The organism is Occultella kanbiaonis (genome assembly GCF_009708215.1).
Taxonomy (GTDB): domain Bacteria; phylum Actinomycetota; class Actinomycetes; order Actinomycetales; family Beutenbergiaceae; genus Occultella; species Occultella kanbiaonis.
The window spans coordinates 960399-979510 of record NZ_CP046175.1; the positions used below are offsets into that span (position 1 = coordinate 960399).

Consider the following 19112-nt stretch of genomic DNA (forward strand, 5'->3'; position numbering starts at 1 on the left):
TCGTTCTTCTTACCGGAGAGTGACGAACGACACCGTGGCCGCGAGCTCGACAAGCGGGCCCGCGACAACACTCCCGAAGGAGAACAATTATGACTACCGGAATCGTGAAGTGGTTCAACGCCGAGAAGGGCTTCGGCTTCATCGCCCCCGAGGATGGCAGCGCCGACGTGTTCGCGCACTACTCCGCCATCGCCACGAGCGGCTACCGCACGCTCGAGGAGAACCAGCGTGTCGAGTTCGAGGTGACGCAGGGCCCCAAGGGTCCCCAGGCCTCGGACATCCGTCCCGTCTGAGTCTGACTCGCGGGGCCGTCTGAGCCCCCCGTTCGAACTCTGCGAAGCGCACCATCCCCTCGGGGGTGGTGCGCTTCGCGCATTCCGGGCCCGTGGACCGCGCCGGATCCGCAGCCCAGGGGCGCCACGACCGGACGGTGAGGCCTCCAGCTAGTGGGTCCGTGCTCGAGCTAGTCGGACGCACGAGGCGATCTCGACGGTGAACCGACTAAGGATGCCGGGCGGTTTCCGGAACTGACGCCATCCCCTGGCTTGCGTCCCCGATGGTGTTCGTCCGCACGTACAGTCCGGCCGGCTCCACCCGCACCCGCAGCCCGACGGCCTCACCGATGAGATCGCCGTCGACCTGGACGTGCGCGGGCTCCTCGATGAGAACCCGGACCTGCTTGCCGCGCCAGAACTCGATGGTGCTCGGACTGTTCGGCAGCTGCCGGCGGATCCCGAGGCCCTGCCCGACGACCTGCCCGAACAACGATGCCCAGCCGAACAGCCCGCCCCGGGTGTCCAGGGCCGCGATGTCGAGCCAGCCGTCGTTGATCTGGGCGTCCGGCAGCAGCACGATCCCGCCGGGCAGGCGGCCGCAGTTCGCGAACAGCAGGCTGCGTAGCCGCAGGTGCTGGCCCGGTGCCTCGTCAACGGTCATCCGGAGCCGGACCTTGCGCCCGTGCAGGTGTCTGGCACCGGCCAGGAAGTACGCGAACCAGCCCACCCGGGCCTTGAGCTGGTCGCCCGCCCCGGCCACCATCGCCGCGTCGAACCCGACGCCCGCCATCACCAGGAACAGGTGCTCGTCCTCCTCGGGGTCCACCGCCGGGTCGGTCGCAGCGTCCGGGCCGGACCCGGGACCGGGTTCGTCGTCCTCGCGGGCCGGGCGCAGCCGATCCGGCCGGACCCAGCCGATGTCGATCGCGTGGTCGGTGCCGGTCAGCGCGGTGCGGATCAGGCTGCGGGTGCCGTCGACGGGCAGGTCCAGGTTGCGGGCGAGCAGGTTCCCGGTGCCCAGTGGCAGCAGCCCCATCGGGGTGCTGGTGCCGACCAGCGCCATCGCCACTGCGCGCACGGTGCCGTCGCCCCCGGCGGCCACCACCACCGATGCTCCGGCGGCGAGCGCACGCCGCGCCTGACCGAGACCCGGGTCGGCGACGGTCGTCTCGTACCAGAGGGGTTCGGGCAGGCCGGCCTCGGCGCAGACCTGTTCGACGGCGGTGCGCAGCTTGCGAGGATCGGTCACCTTGATCGGGTTCACCACGAAGGCGGGCGGCCCGGTGGGCCGGCTGGGCTCGATGGTTCCCGCGCCGAGGGAGGGCACGCGCTGGCTTCGCTCGGAGATGCGGCGCAGCAGGACCAGGCCGACCACCACCGCCGCGACCGCCAGGACGAGCGCGACGACGCTCACCACCTGTTCCCACGTCATGGCTGCACGGTATCCCCGACCGCGCCGGCCGGCCCGATCCGCTCCGCGCACTCAGGTGCTCGGGACCGATACGCTCGTGCGTGTGATTGATCTGAAGAGCCTGCGCGAGGATCCGGACGTTGCACGAGCGAGCCAGCGGGCTCGCGGGGAGTCCCCCGCACTGGTCGACAAGGTCCTCGATGCGGACGCCAGGCGGCGGTCCCTGCTCACCGAGTTCGAGCGGCTGCGCGCGGACCAGAAGGAGGTCTCCCGCTCGGTCGGGAAGGCCACGCCGGAGGAGCGTCCGGGGATCCTGACCAAGGCGAAGGAGCTCTCCGACCACGTCAAGGCGGCCGAGGCGGACGCCGACCGGGCTCGTGACGATCTGGACCGGCTGCTCGCCGGCTTCCCGAACATCGTTCTCGACGGCGTGCCGGCCGGCGGCGAGGACGACTATGTGGTGCTGCGCACCGAGGGCACCCCGCGCGACTTCGCCGCGGAGGGGTTCACCCCGCGCGACCACCTGGAGATCGGCGAGCTGCTCGCCGCGATCGACACCGAGCGGGGCGCCAAGGTGTCCGGGGCCCGGTTCTACTACCTCACCGGTATCGGCGCACGTCTCGAACTCGCCCTGCTGAACGCCGCGATCGACAAGGCCGTGGCTGCGGGGTTCACCCCGATGATCACGCCCACCCTGGTCAAGCCGGAGATCATGGCCGGCACCGGGTTCCTCGGCGCGCACGCGGACGAGATCTACCGACTCGAGGCGGACGACCTGTACCTGGTCGGCACCTCGGAGGTGGCTCTGGCCGGGTACCACTCCGGCGAGATCCTCGACCTGAGCGCCGGTCCGAAGCGGTACGCCGGCTGGTCCGCGTGCTACCGCCGCGAGGCCGGCTCCTACGGCAAGGACACCCGCGGCATCATCCGGGTGCACCAGTTCCACAAGGTCGAGATGTTCTCCTACGTGCCGGTCGAGGAGGCCGAGGCCGAGCACGCCCGACTGCTCGCCTGGGAGGAGGAGATGCTGGCCGCCGCGGGCCTGCCCTATCGGGTCATCGACACCGCCGCGGGGGACCTCGGCACCAGCGCCGCCCGCAAGTTCGACTGCGAGGCCTGGCTGCCCACCCAGGGCCGCTACCTGGAGCTGACGTCCACCTCCAACTGCACCACCTTCCAGGCTCGCCGCCTCGGCGTGCGCGAGCGGACGCCGTCGGGCCAGACGCGCCCGGTCGCGACGCTCAACGGGACCCTCGCGACCACCCGCTGGATCGTCGCGATCCTCGAGAACCACCAGCTGCCGGACGGTTCGGTGCGGGTGCCGGAGGGCTTGCGCGGCTACCTCGGCGGGCTCGAGGTGCTCGAGCCGGCCGGCGGATCGGGCACCGCATGAGCGTCGCGTTCACGCCGGAGGCGATCGCGGACCTGAGGCCCGGGCCACAGCTGCTGGTCGCCCTGGACATCGACGGCACCATCCTCGGTCACGACGGCACGATGTCCGACGGCGTCGTCGACGCGGTCGGTGACCTCGCCGCGAGCGGCACGCACGTCGTGCTCGCGACCGGCCGGTCGCTGCAGGCCGTCACCCCGGTGCTCGCGCACCTGGGCCTGGGTACGGGGTGGGCGGTCTGCTCCAACGGCGCCGTCACCATCCGGCTGGACCCGGAGCTGGAGGGCGGCTACGAGATCAACGACGTCGCCACCTTCGATCCCGAGCCGACTCTGCGGCTGTTGCGCGAGCACGCACCGGACGTGCTGTTCGCCGTCGAGGACCTCGGCCGCGGGTTCAAGGTGACCGCGCCGTTCCCGATGGGCGAGCTCACCGGGGAGGTGCTCGTCGTCGACTTCGAGGAGCTGTGCGCGGCGCCGGCCTCCCGGCTCACGTTGCGTGCGCCCGACCTGAACGCGGACGACTTCCACGATCTCGTCGAGCGCAGCGGCCTGCACGGGGTGAGTTACGCCGTTGGCTGGACGGCGTGGCTGGACATCGCACCGGAGGGAATCTCCAAGGCGAGTGCGCTCGAGGTGGTGCGTCAGCGTCTCGAGGTGCCGGCAGGATCCACCCTGGCCGCGGGGGACGGGCGCAACGACATCGAGATGCTCGGCTGGGCCGGCGTCGGGGTCGCCATGGGCGGCGCCGACGCGGACACGCTGGCCGCGGCGGACGTGCATACCGGACCGGTCGAGGAGGACGGGCTGGTGCCGATCCTGCGGGCCGTTCTGCGCGGCGCCGGCGTTTAGGGCACACTCCGATCCGTGGCCCCAGACATCGATGACGTGGCGAGGGCGGCGGGAGTCTCGACGGCGACCGTCTCGCGGGCGCTGCGCGGGCTGCCCAATGTGCGTGAGTCCACGCGTGCTCGGGTGCGTCAGGTCGCGATCGAGCTGGGGTACGCCCCTTCCGCCTCGGCGGCGTCGCTCGCTTCCGGACGCACGCGCACGGTGGGCCTGCTCACCCCGTGGTTCCGGCGCTGGTTCCATGCTGCGGTCACCGAGGGTGCCGAGCGGGCGCTGCGGGCCGACGGCTTCGACGCCCTGCTGTACTCCTTCGAGCTGGACGAGGAGTTCCGACGCTCACGGGTGGACCCGTTCGTGCTGCGCCGGCGGGTGGACGGGGTGCTCGTCGTCGGCATGACGTTGGACGCAGACGAGATCGCCACCCTCGCCGGGTTGGAGGTGCCCCTGGTGTTCGTCGGGGCCGGTCCGCCGGACCGGGTCACGGTCGGCATCGACGACGAGGCCGCAGCCCGCGTGGCCACCCGCCACCTGCTCGAGCTGGGGCACACCCGGATCGGTTATCTGGGTGGCGCCCCCGCCGAACGTGCGACGTGGTCCCCGCCGGTGCTCCGGCTGGAGGGCTATCGGGCCGAGCTCGCGCGGGCGGGCATCGGGTTCCGGCCGGAGTGGCTGGTCCATGGCCACTTCGGGATGACCGGCGGGCGCACCGCGTGTGGTGGACTGCTGGATGCACACCCGGACATCACGGCCGTGTTCGCGGCCTCGGACGAGATGGCGTTCGGCGCGATGCACGCGATCCGCGACCGCGGCCTGCGCGTTCCGGATGACGTCTCCGTGATCGGGATCGACGGCCACGACCTCGGTGACCTGGTGGGTCTGACCACCGTGGCGCAGGATGCCGTCGAGCAGGGGGCCGCGGCGGCCGCGCTCATCCTGGAGATGCTCACGGGCACGCCGGTCGGCAACCGGCTCACCTACCCGACGACTCTGGTAGAGCGCTCTTCCACTGCAATACCGCCGATCTGACCTGTGATGCGATTGTTATGCGCTCCGGGCCGGAAACGGTTGCAGCCGTCCGCCGTAAGCGCTTGCATGGGGTAGGCGACAGCGCGGGTCCCGCGCCGTCGTGTTCCCGACGTGTAGCAGGAGGACAACTCGATGATGAGGACGACGGCTCGGCGTACCGGCGCCGCAGTGGCGGGAGGCCTGGCGTTCGCGCTGGCCCTGACCGCGTGTTCCGGTAGTGACCTCGGCGGCGGGGGCGGCGACGGTGATGAAGGCGGCGGCGACGCGGCCTGTGAGGACTACGCCGACTACGGCACGTTCGAGGGCGACGAGGTCACCATCCTCTCCTCGATCCGTGAGCAGGAGGCCGACCAGATGGAGGACACCTTCGTCGACTTCGAGGAGTGCACCGGCATCGACGTCGTCCACAACGGCATCGGTGAGTTCGAGACCCAGGTCGTGGTGCAGGCCGAGGGTGGCAACGCGCCCAACCTCGCGATCATCCCGCAGCCCGGCCTGCTCGCCCGCCTCGTGAACGACGGCTACATCGTGGAGCCGAGTGAGCAGACCGTCACCAACGCCCAGGAGGGCTGGACCGAGGAGTGGCTCAACTACGGCACCGTTGACGGCACCTTCTACGCGGCGCCGCTGATGGCGTCGGTGAAGTCGTTCGTCTGGTACTCCCCGACCGCGTTCGCGGAGAACGGCTACGAGGTACCCACCACCTGGGACGAGCTGATCGCGCTGTCCGACCAGATCGTTGCCGATCACGGCGCCGACGGCGTCGTGAAGCCCTGGTGTGCGGGCATCGAGTCCGGTGGGGCGACCGGCTGGCCGGCCACCGACTTCATCGAGGACATGGTCCTGCGTGAGGCCGGCCCCGAGGTCTACGACCAGTGGGTCACCCACGAGATCCCGTTCAACGACCCGCAGATCTACGCGGCCACGGAGCGGGCCGGCTCCATCCTTCGCAACGAGGACTACGTCAACGGTGGCATCGGGGACTCCCGGTCGATCGCGACGACCTCGTTCAACGACGGTGGGCTGCCGATCCTCGACGGCAACTGCTTCATGTACCGGATGGCCTCCTTCTACGAGGCGCAGTGGCCCGAGGGCACGGACGTCAGCCCCGAAGGCGACGCGTTCGCGTTCTACCTGCCGGGTGACGACGCGGACTCCAAGCCGCTGCTCACCGCCGGTGAGTTCGTCGGCGCGTTCGACGACAACGAGGCGACCCAGGCCGTGCAGGCGTTCATGTCCTCCGGTGAGTGGGCCAACCTCCGCGTCACGATCGGCGGCGTCACCAGCGCGAACAACGCGGTGGATCCGGCGAACGCCTCCTCGGACGTGCTGCGGCTGGCCATCGAGCTGCTGCAGGACCCCGACGCGGTGACCCGCTTCGACGGTTCCGACCTGATGCCCTCGGCCGTCGGTGCCGGTTCGTTCTGGACCGGGATGACCGAGTGGATCGACGGCGCGGACACCCAGACCGTGCTCGACCAGATCGAGGCGTCCTGGCCGGCGAGCTGATCCGATGAGTTGACGGGCGTGGGGGCGGAACCTGCTGGGTTCCGCCCCCACGTGCGACGTGTCGGTCCGCTCAGTTGACGAGAGGAGAACCAACGGTGGACTTCTTCCTGAATGACAAGTTCGGCCAGATGCTGCTCGTGATCATCGCGTTCGCTGCGCTGATCGCGGTGCTGCTTGCGATCGCCTGGGCCGCCGACAAGTGGGTCGGCAAGGGACGGCGGTGGGCCGCGCTCGCGGTGTTCGGGGGACCGGCTCTGCTCCTGCTCGTGGTCGGTTTGATCTACCCGGCGATCCGCACCTTCTACATGTCCTTCTACGACGCGGGCACCAACAACGCCGTCGGGCTGCAGAACTACATCTTCACCGTCACGAACACCGGCGCCGTGATCGCGTTCCGGAACACGTTCATCTGGGTGTTCCTGGTGCCGATCGCGTCCACCCTGATCGGGTTGATCTACGCCATCCTGATCGACAGGTCGCGGCTGGAGAAGCTCGCGAAGTCGCTGCTGTTCCTGCCGGTCGCGATCTCGTTCGTGGGCGCGGGCATCATCTGGAAGTTCGTCTACGAGTACCGAGGCGCAGCGCAGGAGCAGATCGGACTGCTGAACGCGTTCATCACGTGGCTCGGCTTCGAACCCGTGCGGTTCCTGCAGGACGCGCCGTGGAACACGCTGTTCCTGATCGCGGTGATGATCTGGATCCAAGCGGGATTCGCGATGGTGATCCTGTCCGCCGCGATCAAGGCGGTGCCGACGGACATCATCGAGGCGGCCCGGCTGGACGGCGTGAACTCGTGGGAGATGTTCCGGAACATCACGGTGCCGAGCATCCGGCCGTCGCTGGTGGTGGTGCTGACCACGATCTCGATCGCGACCCTGAAGATCTTCGACATCACCCGCACCATGACCGGTGCCCGGTTCGACACCCAGGTGCTCGCGAACCAGATGTACGACTACTCGTTCGTGTTCGGTGACAACGGCGTCGGTTCGGCGATGGCGGTGGTCATCTTCATCTTGGTCATCCCGTTGGTCGCGTTCAATATCAGACAGATGGCCAAGAACAGGTCGGTGCGAGGATGAGCGTCGAGGCAGGCGTCCCGGAGGTCGCCGAGGTCGCCACGCAGCGGCCGAACCGGCGGTCGACGGCCACGAAGTTCCGCTCCCTGGTGGGCAACCGGATCGGCAGCGCGGTCGCGGTGGTCATCGCGGTGCTGTGGACCATCCCCACGTTCGGGCTGTTCATCTCCTCGTTCCGCCCGGAGGAGGACATCAAGTCGAGCGGCTGGTGGACGTTCCTGTCCAACCCGGCGTTCACCCTGGACAACTACCAGGAGGTCCTCTTCGGGCGTGCCTCCTCCGGGTCGCTGTCCGACTACTTCATCAACTCGTTGGTGATCACCGTGCCGGCCACGGTGATCCCGTTGGTGCTCGCCACGATGGCCGCGTACGCGTTCTCCGTGCTGGACTGGCGGGGCCGGGACTGGGTGTTCGTGTGCGTGTTCGCCCTGCAGATCGTGCCGTTGCAGATGGCGCTGATCCCGCTGCTGCGGATCTTCTCCTCGAGCGGCCTGCTGGACACGTTCCCGTACCTGTCCGTGTGGGTGGCGCACTCGATCTTCGCGTTGCCGCTCGCAGTCTTCCTGCTGCACAACTTCATGTCCGACATCCCGAAGGAACTCGTGGAGGCCGCCCGGGTGGACGGCGCCGGGCACGTGTCGGTGTTCCTGCGGATCATGCTGCCGCTCATGGCGCCGGCGATCGCGTCCGTCGCGATCTTCCAGTTCATCTGGGTGTGGAACGACCTGCTCGTCGGTCTCACGTTCACCGGCGCCAACAACGCGATCCAGCCGCTCACCGCTCGTCTGGCGGAGATGGCCGGTTCGCGCGGCCAGGACTGGCAGCTGCTCACCGCGGGCGCGTTCGTGTCCATGGTCCTGCCGCTGATCGTGTTCCTGTCCCTGCAGCGCTACTTCGTCCGTGGCCTGCTGGCAGGCTCGGTCAAGGGCTGATCTGCCGGGCCTGGGCCCGCGCCGGGGGTTCGCTGAGATCGCACCTGCGTCTCTGACTTCGCACCGCCAGGTAGTGCGAGGTCGAGGCCGCGGGTGCGATCTCAGCGCGGAGTCGGCGGCCGTCGACTATAGGTACTGGCCGGTGCCGTGGTTGCTGCGGTCGTCGGCCTGGCCGGGTGTCCCCATGGGCGGATGCGAGGCACCGGGCGGGAGGGCTCGCATCCCGACGAGCTGGTTCTGGGCGGCCATCTGTTGCGCCACCAGGGCGGTCTGGATGCCGTGGAACAGCCCCTCGAGCCAGCCCACGAGCTGTGCCTGCGCGATCCGGAGCTCGGCGTCGGAGGGCGCCCGGTCGTCGGTGAACGGCAGCGTGATCCGGTGCAGCTCTGCGACCAGGTCCGCGCTCAGCCCGGCCTCGAGCTCGTGCAGCGAGCGCTCGTGGATCTCGGCGAGGCGTTCCCGGGCAGCCTCGTCCAGGGGTGCGCTGCGGACCTCCTCGAGCAACTGCTTGATCATCGTGCCGATCCGCATCACCTTCGCGGGCTCCTCGACGAGCGATGCGGGGTCCGCGCCCTCCTCGGTCGCGACGCCGAGACCGGAGGCGGACGCCACCACGACCCGCGGCCGCTCGGGCTTGCTCCCGGACCGTTCGTCGGCGACGGTGCCTGCCCCATCGTCTGGCTGGTCGGCATCGTCGGAGCGCTCGCCGATGAGGGTCTCGTGCACCGCTTCGTCAGGGCTCGCGGTCGCCTTGGTGGCAGCCGTGGTCACGTCATCGGTCCGGTCATTGCTGGGCTCGTCGATGCTCATGCGTCCATCATGCCTGCCCGGCCCCCGCGGGCGCAGGTCGTGACGATAGCCTGCAGGCATGAACTGGTTGACCAACGCCGCGCACACCCGCTGGCTCGAGGCCGAGGCCGATTCCCTGCTCGCGTTCGCCTCCGGCGCACTCACCGACGAGGGCTTCGGCTACCTCGACGCCGAGGGCCGGCCGGTGCCCGCCGAGGGCTCGCACCTGTGGATCACCTGCCGGATGATCCACTCCTTCGCCCTCGGTGCGCTGCTCGGCCGGCCGGGCTCGGCGACCATGGTCGACCACGGGGTGCGCGCCCTCGCCGAGCACTTCCACGACACCGAGCACGGCGGCTGGTACGCCCAGGTCGGGCCCGACGGGCCGATCGACGGCACGAAGGCTGCGTACGCGCACGCGTTCGTGATCCTCGCCGCCTCCAGCGCCGCGGCGGCCGGCCGGCCCGGCGGCAAGGAACTCCTCGCCGAAGCGCTCACGGTCTCGCTCGAGCGGTTCTGGCGGGACGAGGACGGCATGGTCGTCGAGTCCTACGACGCCGGCTTCACCCGGCTCGAGGACTACCGTGGCGTCAACGCGAACATGCACACCGTGGAGGCCTACCTCGCGGCCGCGGACGTCACCGGTGATGACGCCTGGCTCGAGCGGGCCACCCGGATCACCAAGCGCGTGGTCGACGACTTCGCCCGCAACAACGACTGGCGCATCCCCGAGCACTTCGATGCCGACTGGAAGCCGTTGCCCGACTACAACATGGACCACCCGGCGGACCCGTTCCGCCCGGCCGGCGCCACCATCGGGCACTGGTTCGAGTGGAGCCGGCTCACGCTGCACGTGCGCGCTGCCTGGCAGCTGCGGGGCGTCTCGCCGGAGGACTGGATGCTCGACGGCGCCCAGGCCCTGTTCGACCTCGGCGTCACCGAGGGCTGGGACGTCGACGGCGCGGACGGCTTCGTCTACACGGTCGACTTCACCGGCAAGCCGCTGGTCACCGAGCGGATGCACTGGGTGGTCACCGAGGCCCTCGGCGCCGCCGCCGCGCTGTACCGGGTGACCGAGGACCCGAACCTGCCGGCCTGGTACCAGCTCTGGTGGGAGTACGCCGCCGTGCACCTGATCGACGAGGAGGGCGGCTCCTGGATCCACGAGCTCGACTCCGACAACGAGCCGAGCGCCACCGTCTGGAACGGCAAGCCGGACATCTACCACGCCATCCAGGCCACCCTCATCCCGCGCCTGCCGCTGACTCCGCCGATCGCACCGGCGCTGGCGCAGGGCCTGCTCGACAAGGTCTGAGCCGCCGCCGGGGCGGGCGAGACGCAGTCAGGCCACGAGCAGCACCTTGCCGAACACGGCGCCGTCCGCCATCAGCCGGTGGGCGTCCGCGGCCCGGTCGAGTGGCAGCCGTTCGTGCACCACCGGGTACACCTGTCCGGAGGTCACGAGTGGCCAGACCTGCTCGCGCACGGCGGCGACGATCTCGACCTTCTCGGTGCGCGGTCGCTTGCGCAGCAGGCTGCCGTGCAGGGTGAGCCATCCGCCCATCAGGGTCCGGATGTCGAGCGTGGCACTGGTGCCGCGCATGGACGCGATGATGACGAGGTGCCCGTTCCGGGCCAGCGCGGCGACGTTCCGCTCGAGGTACTCGCCGCCGACGACGTCCAGGATCACATCCACGCCCACCCCGTCGGTCGACCCACGGACCACCTGGGCGAAGTCCTGGCTCCGGTGGTCGATGCCGACGTCCGCGCCGAGCGCCACGCACCGGGCCACCCGCTCCGGGCCGCCGGCGGTGGTCAGCACGGTGGCACCGAGGGCCTTCAGCAACAGGATCGCCGTGGTCCCGACACCCCCGGACCCGCCGTGCACGAGCACCGACGGCCCGGTCGAACCGCCACCGCCGGAGCCGGCGGTGCCGATGCCGCCCACGCCGCCGAGGTTCGACCACACGGTGCAGACCGCCTCGGGCAGCGCCGCGGCGTCCACCAGGTCCAGCCCAGCGGGTACGGGCAGCAGGAACGCGGCAGGTGCGAGCGCCTTCGAGGCGTAACCACCGCCGTCGAGCAGCGCGCAGACCCGGTCGCCGACCGACCAGCCGGTCACACCCGGACCGAGCGCCGCGACGATGCCGGACACCTCGAGCCCCGGCCAGTCCGGCGCGCCCGGCGGCGGCGGGTGGTGGCCCTTCAGCTGGAGCAGGTCGGCCCGGTTCACGCCGGCCGCGGCGACGTCGATGAGGACCTCGCCGTCGCCCGGCACGGGGTCGGGCACGTCGGCGGGGGAGAGCACCTCGGGGCCACCGATGCCGGTGGCGAGCACTGCGCGCATGGTCCCAACGTAGAGCCAGAACACGCCCGACGGCGGAGGTGACGGCGCGTACACGGCGTCACCTCCGCCGTCGGGCGGGTTGTGCGCGCTACTGCCCGCCGAGGCCGGTGGTGGCCACGCCGCGCACGATCTGACGCTGGAACAGCATGAACACGACCAGCAGCGGCAGCGCCGCGAGCAGCGCCGACGCCATCGTGCGGGCGTACTGCAACCCGTAGGTCTCCGTGACCGTGGCGATACCCACCGGGATCGTCATCAGCGAGGAGTCCGAGACCACGATGAACGGCCACAGGAAGTTGTTCCAGGCGCTGATAAACGTGAAGATCGCGACCGCCACCAGGATCGACTTGGACAGCGGGACCACGATCGTGGAGAACGTGCGCCACGGTCCGGCGCCGTCCACCCGGGCAGCGTCCAGGAGTTCCTGGGGGATGGCGTCGAAGAACTTCTTCAGGATGAACACCATCACCGGCGCCACCACCTGCGGAAGGATGATGCCGGCGTAGGTGTCGACCATCCGGAACGTCAGCATCTGCTGGAACAGCGGCACGATCAGGATCTGCCCGGGCACCATGATCGAGGCCACCGTGATCGCGAACGCGATCCGCCGGCCGCGGAACATGGTCCGGGAGAACGCGTACCCGGCCATGGCGGAGACGACGAGGGTGATCACCGTCACGAGCACCGCCGTGATCACCGAGTTCAGCATCCAGACCGGCAGGTCACCCTTGGTCAGGACATTGATGTAGGCCTGTAGCGACCAACCGCTCGCCGGCCACAGGGTCGCCGCGCTGGCCGCGTCGGTCTCGGTCTTGAACGACGTGATGATCGCCCACACGAACGGGAGCAGCCAGACCACCGTCATCAGGACCAGGGCGAGCATGGCGAGCGTGCGGGCCGTGGTGCTCGAGCCGAGCAGGAGCCGGGTGGAGCGCTGGTTGTCCGCCCGGCGGATCGCCCGCCGGGTGGCCACCTCGGGCAGGACCAGGGATTCGGTTGCCATGTCAGGCCTCCTTCCGGCCGCCGAAGAACCGGGTCAGGGACAGGATGACGATCAGCGCGAAGAAGATGTACGAGATCGCCGATGCGTACCCGAGCCGGTAGTTCACGAAGCCCGTGTCGTAGATGTAGAGCAGGATCGAGCGGGTGGATCCGTTGGGCCCGCCAGCGGTGAGCAGGTAGATCTGGTCGAACACCTTCAGCGAGGCGAGCAGTTGCAGGGCCAGGACGAGCCAGGTGGTGCGCCCGAGCTGCGGGATCGTGATGGAGAACAGGCGCCGCCAGGCGCCCGCGCCGTCGATCGCCGCGGCCTCGTAGAGGTGCTCCGGGATGGCCTGCAGCGCGGCCAGGTAGAGCAGGAAGTTGAACCCGACGGTCCACCACACGGTGGCCGCGATGATCGCGATCATCGCCCAGTTCGGGTCGGTCAACCAGCCGACCGGGTCGATGCCGAGGGCGCCGAGCCAGGTGTTGAACAGCCCGAGGTCCGGCTGGTACATCCAGGCCCAGATCTGGGTCACGACGGCGACGGGCAGCAGGAACGAGGCGAAGAACGCGAACCGCCAGAGCCACTGGCCGGGCAGCCCGGTGAACACCAGCAGTGCCATCACCATGGCCACCAGGATCAGCGGGATGGTGCTGCCGAGCGTGAACAGGACGGTCTGCCACAGGGTCTGCCAGACCTGGGCGTCGCCGAAGGCCTCGATGAAGTTCGCGAGTCCGACGAAGCCCGGACTGGTGCCGATCAGGGTGCGGTCGGTCAGGCTCATCCAGATGCCGTAGATGATCGGCCAGACCAGGAACACGAGGAACACGACGGCGAACGGAAGGATGAACCAGTAGCCGCTGCGGCCGCTGTGGAGCTGTTCGGCGCGGCGCTCGGCATCGCGTAGTGAGCGGCGCAGGTCCTTGCGTCCTGCGCTCGGGGCGGACGACGGCGTCGCTGCCGTCGCGTCGGAGGTGGTGGCACTCATGGGTTGCTCTCCCGCCCTACGCCGGTGCCGGCGTCTCGAGGAACGTGTTCATCTCGCCGATCATCGTGTCGACGGCGTCCTGCGCGGTGCCCAGGCCCTGCAGTGCGGTCTGCATCGCCTGGCACATGCGGTTCTGGAAGTCGCTGCCGGAGCCCGCGAACCACACCGGTGGGTCGAGGAAGATCCACTCGGCGGCCTGCGCGTAGTTCCGCTGCGGCACCAGATCCTGGTACTCGGAGGACTCCACCACCGGGATCAGCGAGGGGATGTGCCCCGCGTCCGCCCAGCGCAGCCCCCGCTTGAGGATGGCGCCGAGCACCTCGTAGGTGGCCTCACGCCGTTCCTGGTTGGCGACCAACTGCCGGGGCAGCACGTAGGAGTGCGAGTCCCCGAACGCCGCCGGGGTGCCGAAGATGATCGGCACCGTGGCACCGCCCAGGTCCGGGATGGAGCCCTGCAGCGAGGTCTTCTCCCATACCCCGGAGAAGATCAGCCCGGTCTGCTCGGTGCTGAAGTTCGCGATCGCGCCGCCGTAGTCGCTGTTGTTCGCCGCGACCGTGCCGTCCAGCATCGACTGCATGAACTCGAGCACCTCGACGGCGGCGCCGTCGTCGAAGTCGACCGGACGACCCGGGGTGAAGTCGTAGCCGGCGCCGGTCTGCCCGTACAGGCCCCAGAACATCCGCCAGCCCTGCGCGGCGTCGGAGAGGTAGCCGTAGGAGAAGCCCTGCGCGCCGGTCACCTCCGCCATCGCGCGGCCGGCGTCCAGCAGGGCGTCCGGGTTGTCGATCTCGACCAGGGTGCCGTCCGGGTTCAGCAGACCGGCCGGTTCGGCGATGGCCGGGTTGTAGAAGGTGATGAACGGGTGGGTATCGAGCGGCAGCGCGTACAGCTCGTCCTGGAAGAGGGCGCGCTCCCACAGTGCGGCGGGGAAGTCGGACTCGGTGATGCCGACCTGCTCGAGCAGGTCAAGGTCGAACGGTTCCAGGAGCCCGCCGGGTGCGTACCCGATCAGGCGGGACAGGTGCATGACGGCCGCCTCGGGGGCGCGGCCACCGGTGGAGGCCATGGCGAGCTTCGTGTAGTACGGCGCACCCCAGGCCAGCGTGGTCCGGTCGATCGTGACGTGCGGCAGCTCCTCACGGACGCCGTCGACGATCTCGCCCATGATCTGGCCGTCCGACCCGCCGAGCAGGTCCCAGATCCGCACGAGCGTGCCGGACGAGGTGGCGCTCGCCACGCTGCCGGCGCAACTGCTCAGAGCCCCTGCGGAGAGCAGGGTGCCGGCGCCGAGAGCGCCCTGAAGCACCGATCTCCGGCTCGGTCCACGGGCCCCCGACCCGGGAGAACGTAACGCAGAATTCACGGTCATCTTTGACCTCCAAGTAGGTGATGCGCACGTTAACAGCCGCACGGGATCGTCTTCGTGTCCCGTGCAACTTCTAACGTTGAATACAGTGATGTACCGCACATCGGCTGTCAAGGGGAGGTGGACCGTGTCGGAAGACCGGAGCGGTGCAGGAGACGACGCGCCCGCGCGGCCGGCGCGCCGGCCGAACGTGAAGGACGTGGCCGCGCTCGCCGGCGTGTCCTGGAAGACGGTCTCGAACGTGGTCAACGGCACCGCTCCGGTGCGGGACAGCACCCGCGAGCGCGTGCAGCAGGCCATCGACCAGCTCGGGTACCGGCCCAACGCGGCGGGCCGCAATCTGCGCCAGGGCCGCAGCCGGCTGCTCGCCCTGGCCATCCCGGAGATCCGCCTCGCGTACTTCGCGGACCTGGCCCACGCCGTCATCCTCGCGGCGAAGGCCCGTGGCTACACGGTCCTCATCGACGAGACGTTCGCCGAGCCCGGCCACGAGCAGGTCGTCGCCGAAGGGTTCCGGGTGGACCTCCTGGACGGCGTCATCTTCTCCCCGCAGGCGCTCGCCGATTCCGACCTCGTGGCCGCCGGCGGACGACTGCCGATGGTCATGCTCGGCGAGGCGACGCTGCCCGTGGACGGCGGCGCGGCGGCGGCCGACCACGTCGTGATCGACAACGTCGCCTCCGCCCGCGAGGCCACCGAGCACCTCATCGCGTCCGGGCGGCGCCGGATCGGATTCCTGGGGGTCCGGGCCACCGAGACCAACGGCACCGGGGTGCTCCGGCACGCGGGCTACGTGGCCGCCCTCGAGGCGCACGGGCTCCCCACCGAGGCCTTCCCGGCTCCGACGTACTCCCGCCCCGGCGGCGCCGAGGTGGTCGGCGGGCTCCTCGACAGGTTCACCGGTCCCGATCCCCTCGACGCGCTCGTCTGCGCGAACGACCTCCTCGCGATCGGGGCCATGCACGTGCTGCGCGCGGCCGGGCTCCGGGTGCCGGACGACGTGGCCGTGCTCGGCTGGGACGGCACCGAGGACGGCATCTACTCGAACCCGACCCTGACCACCGTGGCGCCCGACCTGTCCGCGCTCGCGGAGCTGGCGGTGGATCTGGTGCTCGCCCGGGTGGACGGATCGACCGCGACACCGCAGGTGCACACCGTGGGGCATCGGCTGATCGTCCGGGAGAGCACGAACGGACACCTCGGGAACTGATCGGGCTTGACCAGTGCCGCGGGCGATGGCCTAGGCTTGCCGGTGGCCCGCCTACAACGTTGTATCTCGAGGAGAGATTGATGTCCGACACACCCCGCCCGGAGTACCCCCGCCCGCAGATGGTCCGGCCCGACTGGCTGAACCTGAACGGCACCTGGCAGTTCGAGATCGACGGCGGTGACTCCGGCCTCGAGCGTGGTCTGGTCACGTCCGAGCTCAGCGGGAGCATCACCGTCCCGTTCGCCCCGGAGTCCGAGCTCTCCGGCGTCGAGCACGTCGACTTCATGGACGCCGTCTGGTACCGCCGCACGGTGACGGTCCCGGCCGACTGGTCCGGCCGCCGGGCGCTGCTGCACTTCGGCGCCGTGGACCATGACACGACCGTGTGGGTCAACGGCACCGAGGTGGTGCGCCACCGCGGCGGCTTCTCCCCGTTCACCGCGGACCTGCACGGTGTGGCCGCGCCCGGTGAGGAGGCCACCATCGTGGTCCGCGCCCGCGACCCCCGCCACGCGAACCAGGCCCGCGGCAAGCAGGCCACCAAGTTCAAGAACTCCGAGTGCAACTACACCCGGACCACCGGCATCTGGCAGACCGTGTGGCTCGAGCCGGTGCCGCACACCCACCTGCGCCGCCCGCGGATCACCCCGGACCTCGCCTCGACCAGCTTCACCGTGGTGGCCGCGCTGTCCGGCAACGTGCCCGGCCACAAGGTTCGCGCCGTGCTCTCCGACGACGCCGGCGAGATCGCCACCGCGACCTCCCGCGCCGACCTCGACCTCGCCCCGAGCCTGCACCTGGCGGTCCCCGAGGACCGGGTCCGGCTCTGGTCCGTGGGTCAGGGCAACCTCTACGGCGTGCGCGTCGAACTGCTGGACGCCGACGGGGCCGTGGTCGACGCCGTGGACTCCTACGCGGGCCTGCGCTCGGTCGCGATCGACGGCACCCGGATCCTCATCAACGGCGAGCCGGTGTTCCAGCGGCTCGTGCTCGACCAGGGCTACTACCCGGACGGGCTGATGACGGCGCCTTCCGACGCGGCCCTCGTCGCGGACATCGAGCTCTCGTTGAACGCCGGCTTCAACGGGGCCCGGCTGCACCAGAAGGTCTTCGAGGAGCGCTTCCTCTACCACGCGGACCGGCTCGGATACCTGGTCTGGGGCGAGTTCGGCGACTGGGGCATCGGCGGCGGCGGACCGATCACGGACCACCAGCGGGTCACCGCCTCGTTCATCACGCAGTGGCTCGAGGTCCTCGACCGGGACGTCTCACACCCCTCCATCGTCGGGTGGTGCCCGCTGAACGAGACCTGGCAGGTGCTGCACGACCGGATGACCGACCTCGACGACGTCACCCGCGGCATGTGGCTCGCGACGAAGGCGGCCGACCCCTCGCGTCCGGTGCTGGACACCTCCGGGTACTCCCACCGGGTCCTCGAGACCGACGTCTACGACTCCCACAACTACACCCAGGACCCGGCCGCCTTCGCCGAGGAGATGGGCGACGTCGGCGCAGGCACGCCGTGGATCAACACCCACGACGGGCGCACCATCTCCCAGGACTACAACGGCCAGCCCTACTTCGTCAGCGAGTACGGCGGCATCTGGTGGAACCCGGACGCGCTCGCGGCCGCGGGTGACGACCGTGAGGAGTCCTGGGGCTACGGCCAGCGGGTCGCGGACGAGGAGGAGTTCCAGGTCCGGTTCGCCGGCCTGACCGACGTCCTGCTCGACGACGTCAACATGTTCGGCTACTGCTACACCCAGCTCACCGACGTGTTCCAGGAGGAGAACGGCATCTACCGTTTCGACCGCAGCGTCAAGCTCGACGTGGACCGTGTCCGCGCCGTGCAGCAGCGGCCGGCCGCGATCGAGGCGACCGCGCGGGTGGACGCGCCGGGCAGCGCCGGCTGAGCCGGACTTCGCCGAACCTGCCCGACGGCGCAGGTGGGCTCGCGTACGCGGCCCACCTTCCGCCGCCGGGCAGTCGCGTTTGGCTTCGCGGTGGCCCGATGGGCCACAATGGACCGCGCGCCGGGAGGGTTGACAGAGCGGCCGAATGTGACGGTCTTGAAAACCGTTGTGCCTCAACAGCACCAAGGGTTCGAATCCCTTACCCTCCGCCAGATCCACCGAGCCGGCCCTGCGGGTCCGTCAGGGCCGGTCAGCCTCGATGCGGTAGGTGAAGTGCCCGCCGTAGCCGTACACGCGACCCAGCAGGGGCAGGTCCACCGTCAGGTCGACGCACTGCCGTCCTCGGCCGGCGTCCCAGCTCTCGCGCAGCCGGATGATCGGGGCGACCGGGCGTGGGAGGCGGACCTGGAGGCGGCCGAACCGGAACCCGACCGTGCGGCTGGTCAGGACCAGGGCGCCGGCGGCGGTCGTGACGTCGAAGGTGGCCGCGACGGTCGCGGGATCGCCGAGGCGATCGACAACGCCGCCGCCGGGGGAGCGGGCGACATCGTCGGTCATGGTGAAGGTCCGGCCCGGCAGCTCGAACTCCCGGGTTGCCACGGCCCGGCCGTCGACGGTCCGGTTGCGGATCCGGAACGGCACGTCCCGGGCGCAGCCGGCGAACACGGCGTGGCGGCCCTCCACCAGCCGGATCAGCGGCCAGAGCCAGCGGCGCGGCGTCCCGGCGTGGGTGAAGACGCCCGTTCCGGTGCCGACGTGACCGGGCGGGATGGTCGCGAAGTACTGCTGGAGCCGAGGATGCAGTTCCTTGATCCGGGCGCCGAGCACGGCCTCATAGGGGGAGAGCTGCGGGCCGGCCACCCGGCGATCCTACGGTCGGACCGGACCGTCTCGCCGTTTTGGCCGAGGCCGCGCCGGGCGGGTACGCTGTCCCGTGTTGTCTAGGAGACGTCGCATAGTCTGGTCTAGTGCGCATCCCTGCTAAGGATGTGACGGGGCAACCCGTCCGTGGGTTCAAATCCCACCGTCTCCGCCGCGAAGCCC

General features: G+C 70.1%; 17 protein-coding genes and 2 tRNA genes. 12 read left to right on the forward strand and 7 right to left on the reverse strand.

Translation table 11 applies throughout. The features are described 5' to 3' along the window. Positions 1–89: 89 nt before the first annotated feature. Positions 90–293: a cold-shock protein gene (locus GKS42_RS04060; protein WP_154792686.1), complete on the forward strand. Its 204-nt coding sequence runs from the start codon at positions 90–92 to the stop codon at positions 291–293. Positions 294–501: 208 nt separating this feature from the next. On the opposite strand, the gene GKS42_RS04065 is transcribed toward GKS42_RS04060, so the two are convergent. After that, positions 502–1707: a diacylglycerol/lipid kinase family protein gene (locus GKS42_RS04065; protein WP_154792687.1), complete on the reverse strand. Its 1206-nt coding sequence runs from the start codon at positions 1705–1707 to the stop codon at positions 502–504. Between the two features lie 82 nt (positions 1708–1789). On the opposite strand from GKS42_RS04065, the gene serS reads away from it, so the two are divergent. The 6 genes from serS (at position 1790) to GKS42_RS04095 (ending at position 8467) form a co-directional block, all read left to right on the forward strand. Beyond that, positions 1790–3079 carry a serine--tRNA ligase gene (gene serS / locus GKS42_RS04070; RefSeq protein WP_154792688.1) on the forward strand — a complete coding sequence of 430 codons (1290 nt, stop codon included), beginning with the start codon at positions 1790–1792 and terminating at the stop codon, positions 3077–3079. Continuing rightward, on the forward strand, positions 3076–3927 hold the full coding sequence (locus tag GKS42_RS04075; RefSeq protein WP_154792689.1) for an HAD family hydrolase: 852 nt from the start codon (positions 3076–3078) through the stop codon (positions 3925–3927). The genes serS and GKS42_RS04075 overlap by 4 nt, the downstream gene beginning before the upstream one ends. A 15-nt stretch (positions 3928–3942) precedes the next feature. Then, positions 3943–4950, forward strand: coding sequence for a LacI family DNA-binding transcriptional regulator (locus GKS42_RS04080; protein WP_154792690.1), 1008 nt, complete (start codon positions 3943–3945; stop codon positions 4948–4950). A gap of 135 nt (positions 4951–5085) precedes the next feature. Continuing rightward, positions 5086–6459: an ABC transporter substrate-binding protein gene (locus GKS42_RS04085; RefSeq protein WP_210769379.1), complete on the forward strand. Its 1374-nt coding sequence runs from the start codon at positions 5086–5088 to the stop codon at positions 6457–6459. Between the two features lie 95 nt (positions 6460–6554). Further along, entirely contained in the window at positions 6555–7538 is a 984-nt protein-coding gene (locus GKS42_RS04090) for a carbohydrate ABC transporter permease (protein WP_232847913.1), read from the forward strand. Next, a complete protein-coding gene (locus GKS42_RS04095; RefSeq protein ID WP_154792692.1) occupies positions 7535–8467 on the forward strand; it encodes a carbohydrate ABC transporter permease in 933 nt (310 codons plus the stop codon). Before GKS42_RS04090 ends, GKS42_RS04095 begins: the two co-directional genes overlap by 4 nt. Positions 8468–8593: 126 nt before the next feature. Here the strand turns inward: GKS42_RS04095 and GKS42_RS04100 are convergent, their stop codons facing one another. Next, a complete protein-coding gene (locus GKS42_RS04100; protein WP_232847914.1) occupies positions 8594–9277 on the reverse strand; it encodes a bacterial proteasome activator family protein in 684 nt (227 codons plus the stop codon). A gap of 58 nt (positions 9278–9335) precedes the next feature. Between GKS42_RS04100 and GKS42_RS04105 the strand changes: the two genes are divergently transcribed. Further along, positions 9336–10571, forward strand: coding sequence for an AGE family epimerase/isomerase (locus tag GKS42_RS04105; protein ID WP_154792693.1), 1236 nt, complete (start codon positions 9336–9338; stop codon positions 10569–10571). Positions 10572–10598: 27 nt separating this feature from the next. Here GKS42_RS04105 and GKS42_RS04110 read toward each other — a convergent pair whose 3' ends face one another. The 4 genes from GKS42_RS04110 to GKS42_RS04125 form a co-directional block, all read right to left on the reverse strand. Next, on the reverse strand, positions 10599–11603 hold the full coding sequence (locus GKS42_RS04110; RefSeq protein WP_154792694.1) for an NAD(P)H-quinone oxidoreductase: 1005 nt from the start codon (positions 11601–11603) through the stop codon (positions 10599–10601). A gap of 88 nt (positions 11604–11691) precedes the next feature. Then, positions 11692–12606, reverse strand: coding sequence for a carbohydrate ABC transporter permease (locus GKS42_RS04115; RefSeq protein ID WP_154792695.1), 915 nt, complete (start codon positions 12604–12606; stop codon positions 11692–11694). A gap of 1 nt (position 12607) precedes the next feature. Next, complete coding sequence (locus GKS42_RS04120) at positions 12608–13576, reverse strand: carbohydrate ABC transporter permease (RefSeq protein WP_154792696.1); 969 nt, start codon at positions 13574–13576, stop codon at positions 12608–12610. A gap of 16 nt (positions 13577–13592) precedes the next feature. Beyond that, complete coding sequence (locus GKS42_RS04125) at positions 13593–14885, reverse strand: extracellular solute-binding protein (protein ID WP_232847915.1); 1293 nt, start codon at positions 14883–14885, stop codon at positions 13593–13595. 187 nt (positions 14886–15072) lie between these two features. Here GKS42_RS04125 and GKS42_RS04130 point away from each other — a divergent pair, with 187 nt between their 5' ends. The 3 genes from GKS42_RS04130 to GKS42_RS04140 all read left to right on the forward strand — a co-directional run bounded on the left by GKS42_RS04130 (position 15073) and on the right by GKS42_RS04140 (position 18280). Then, on the forward strand, positions 15073–16155 hold the full coding sequence (locus tag GKS42_RS04130; protein ID WP_210769308.1) for a LacI family DNA-binding transcriptional regulator: 1083 nt from the start codon (positions 15073–15075) through the stop codon (positions 16153–16155). An 80-nt stretch (positions 16156–16235) separates the two neighbouring features. Next, positions 16236–18068 carry a glycoside hydrolase family 2 protein gene (locus tag GKS42_RS04135; protein ID WP_154792699.1) on the forward strand — a complete coding sequence of 611 codons (1833 nt, stop codon included), beginning with the start codon at positions 16236–16238 and terminating at the stop codon, positions 18066–18068. Positions 18069–18191: 123 nt separating this feature from the next. Then, a tRNA-Ser gene (locus GKS42_RS04140) sits at positions 18192–18280 on the forward strand. 28 nt (positions 18281–18308) lie between these two features. Here GKS42_RS04140 and GKS42_RS04145 read toward each other — a convergent pair. Next, entirely contained in the window at positions 18309–18929 is a 621-nt protein-coding gene (locus GKS42_RS04145) for a DUF4166 domain-containing protein (protein WP_154792700.1), read from the reverse strand. Positions 18930–19012: 83 nt separating this feature from the next. On the opposite strand from GKS42_RS04145, the gene GKS42_RS04150 reads away from it, so the two are divergent. Then, positions 19013–19101, forward strand: a tRNA-Ser gene (locus tag GKS42_RS04150). Positions 19102–19112: the final 11 nt, after the last annotated feature.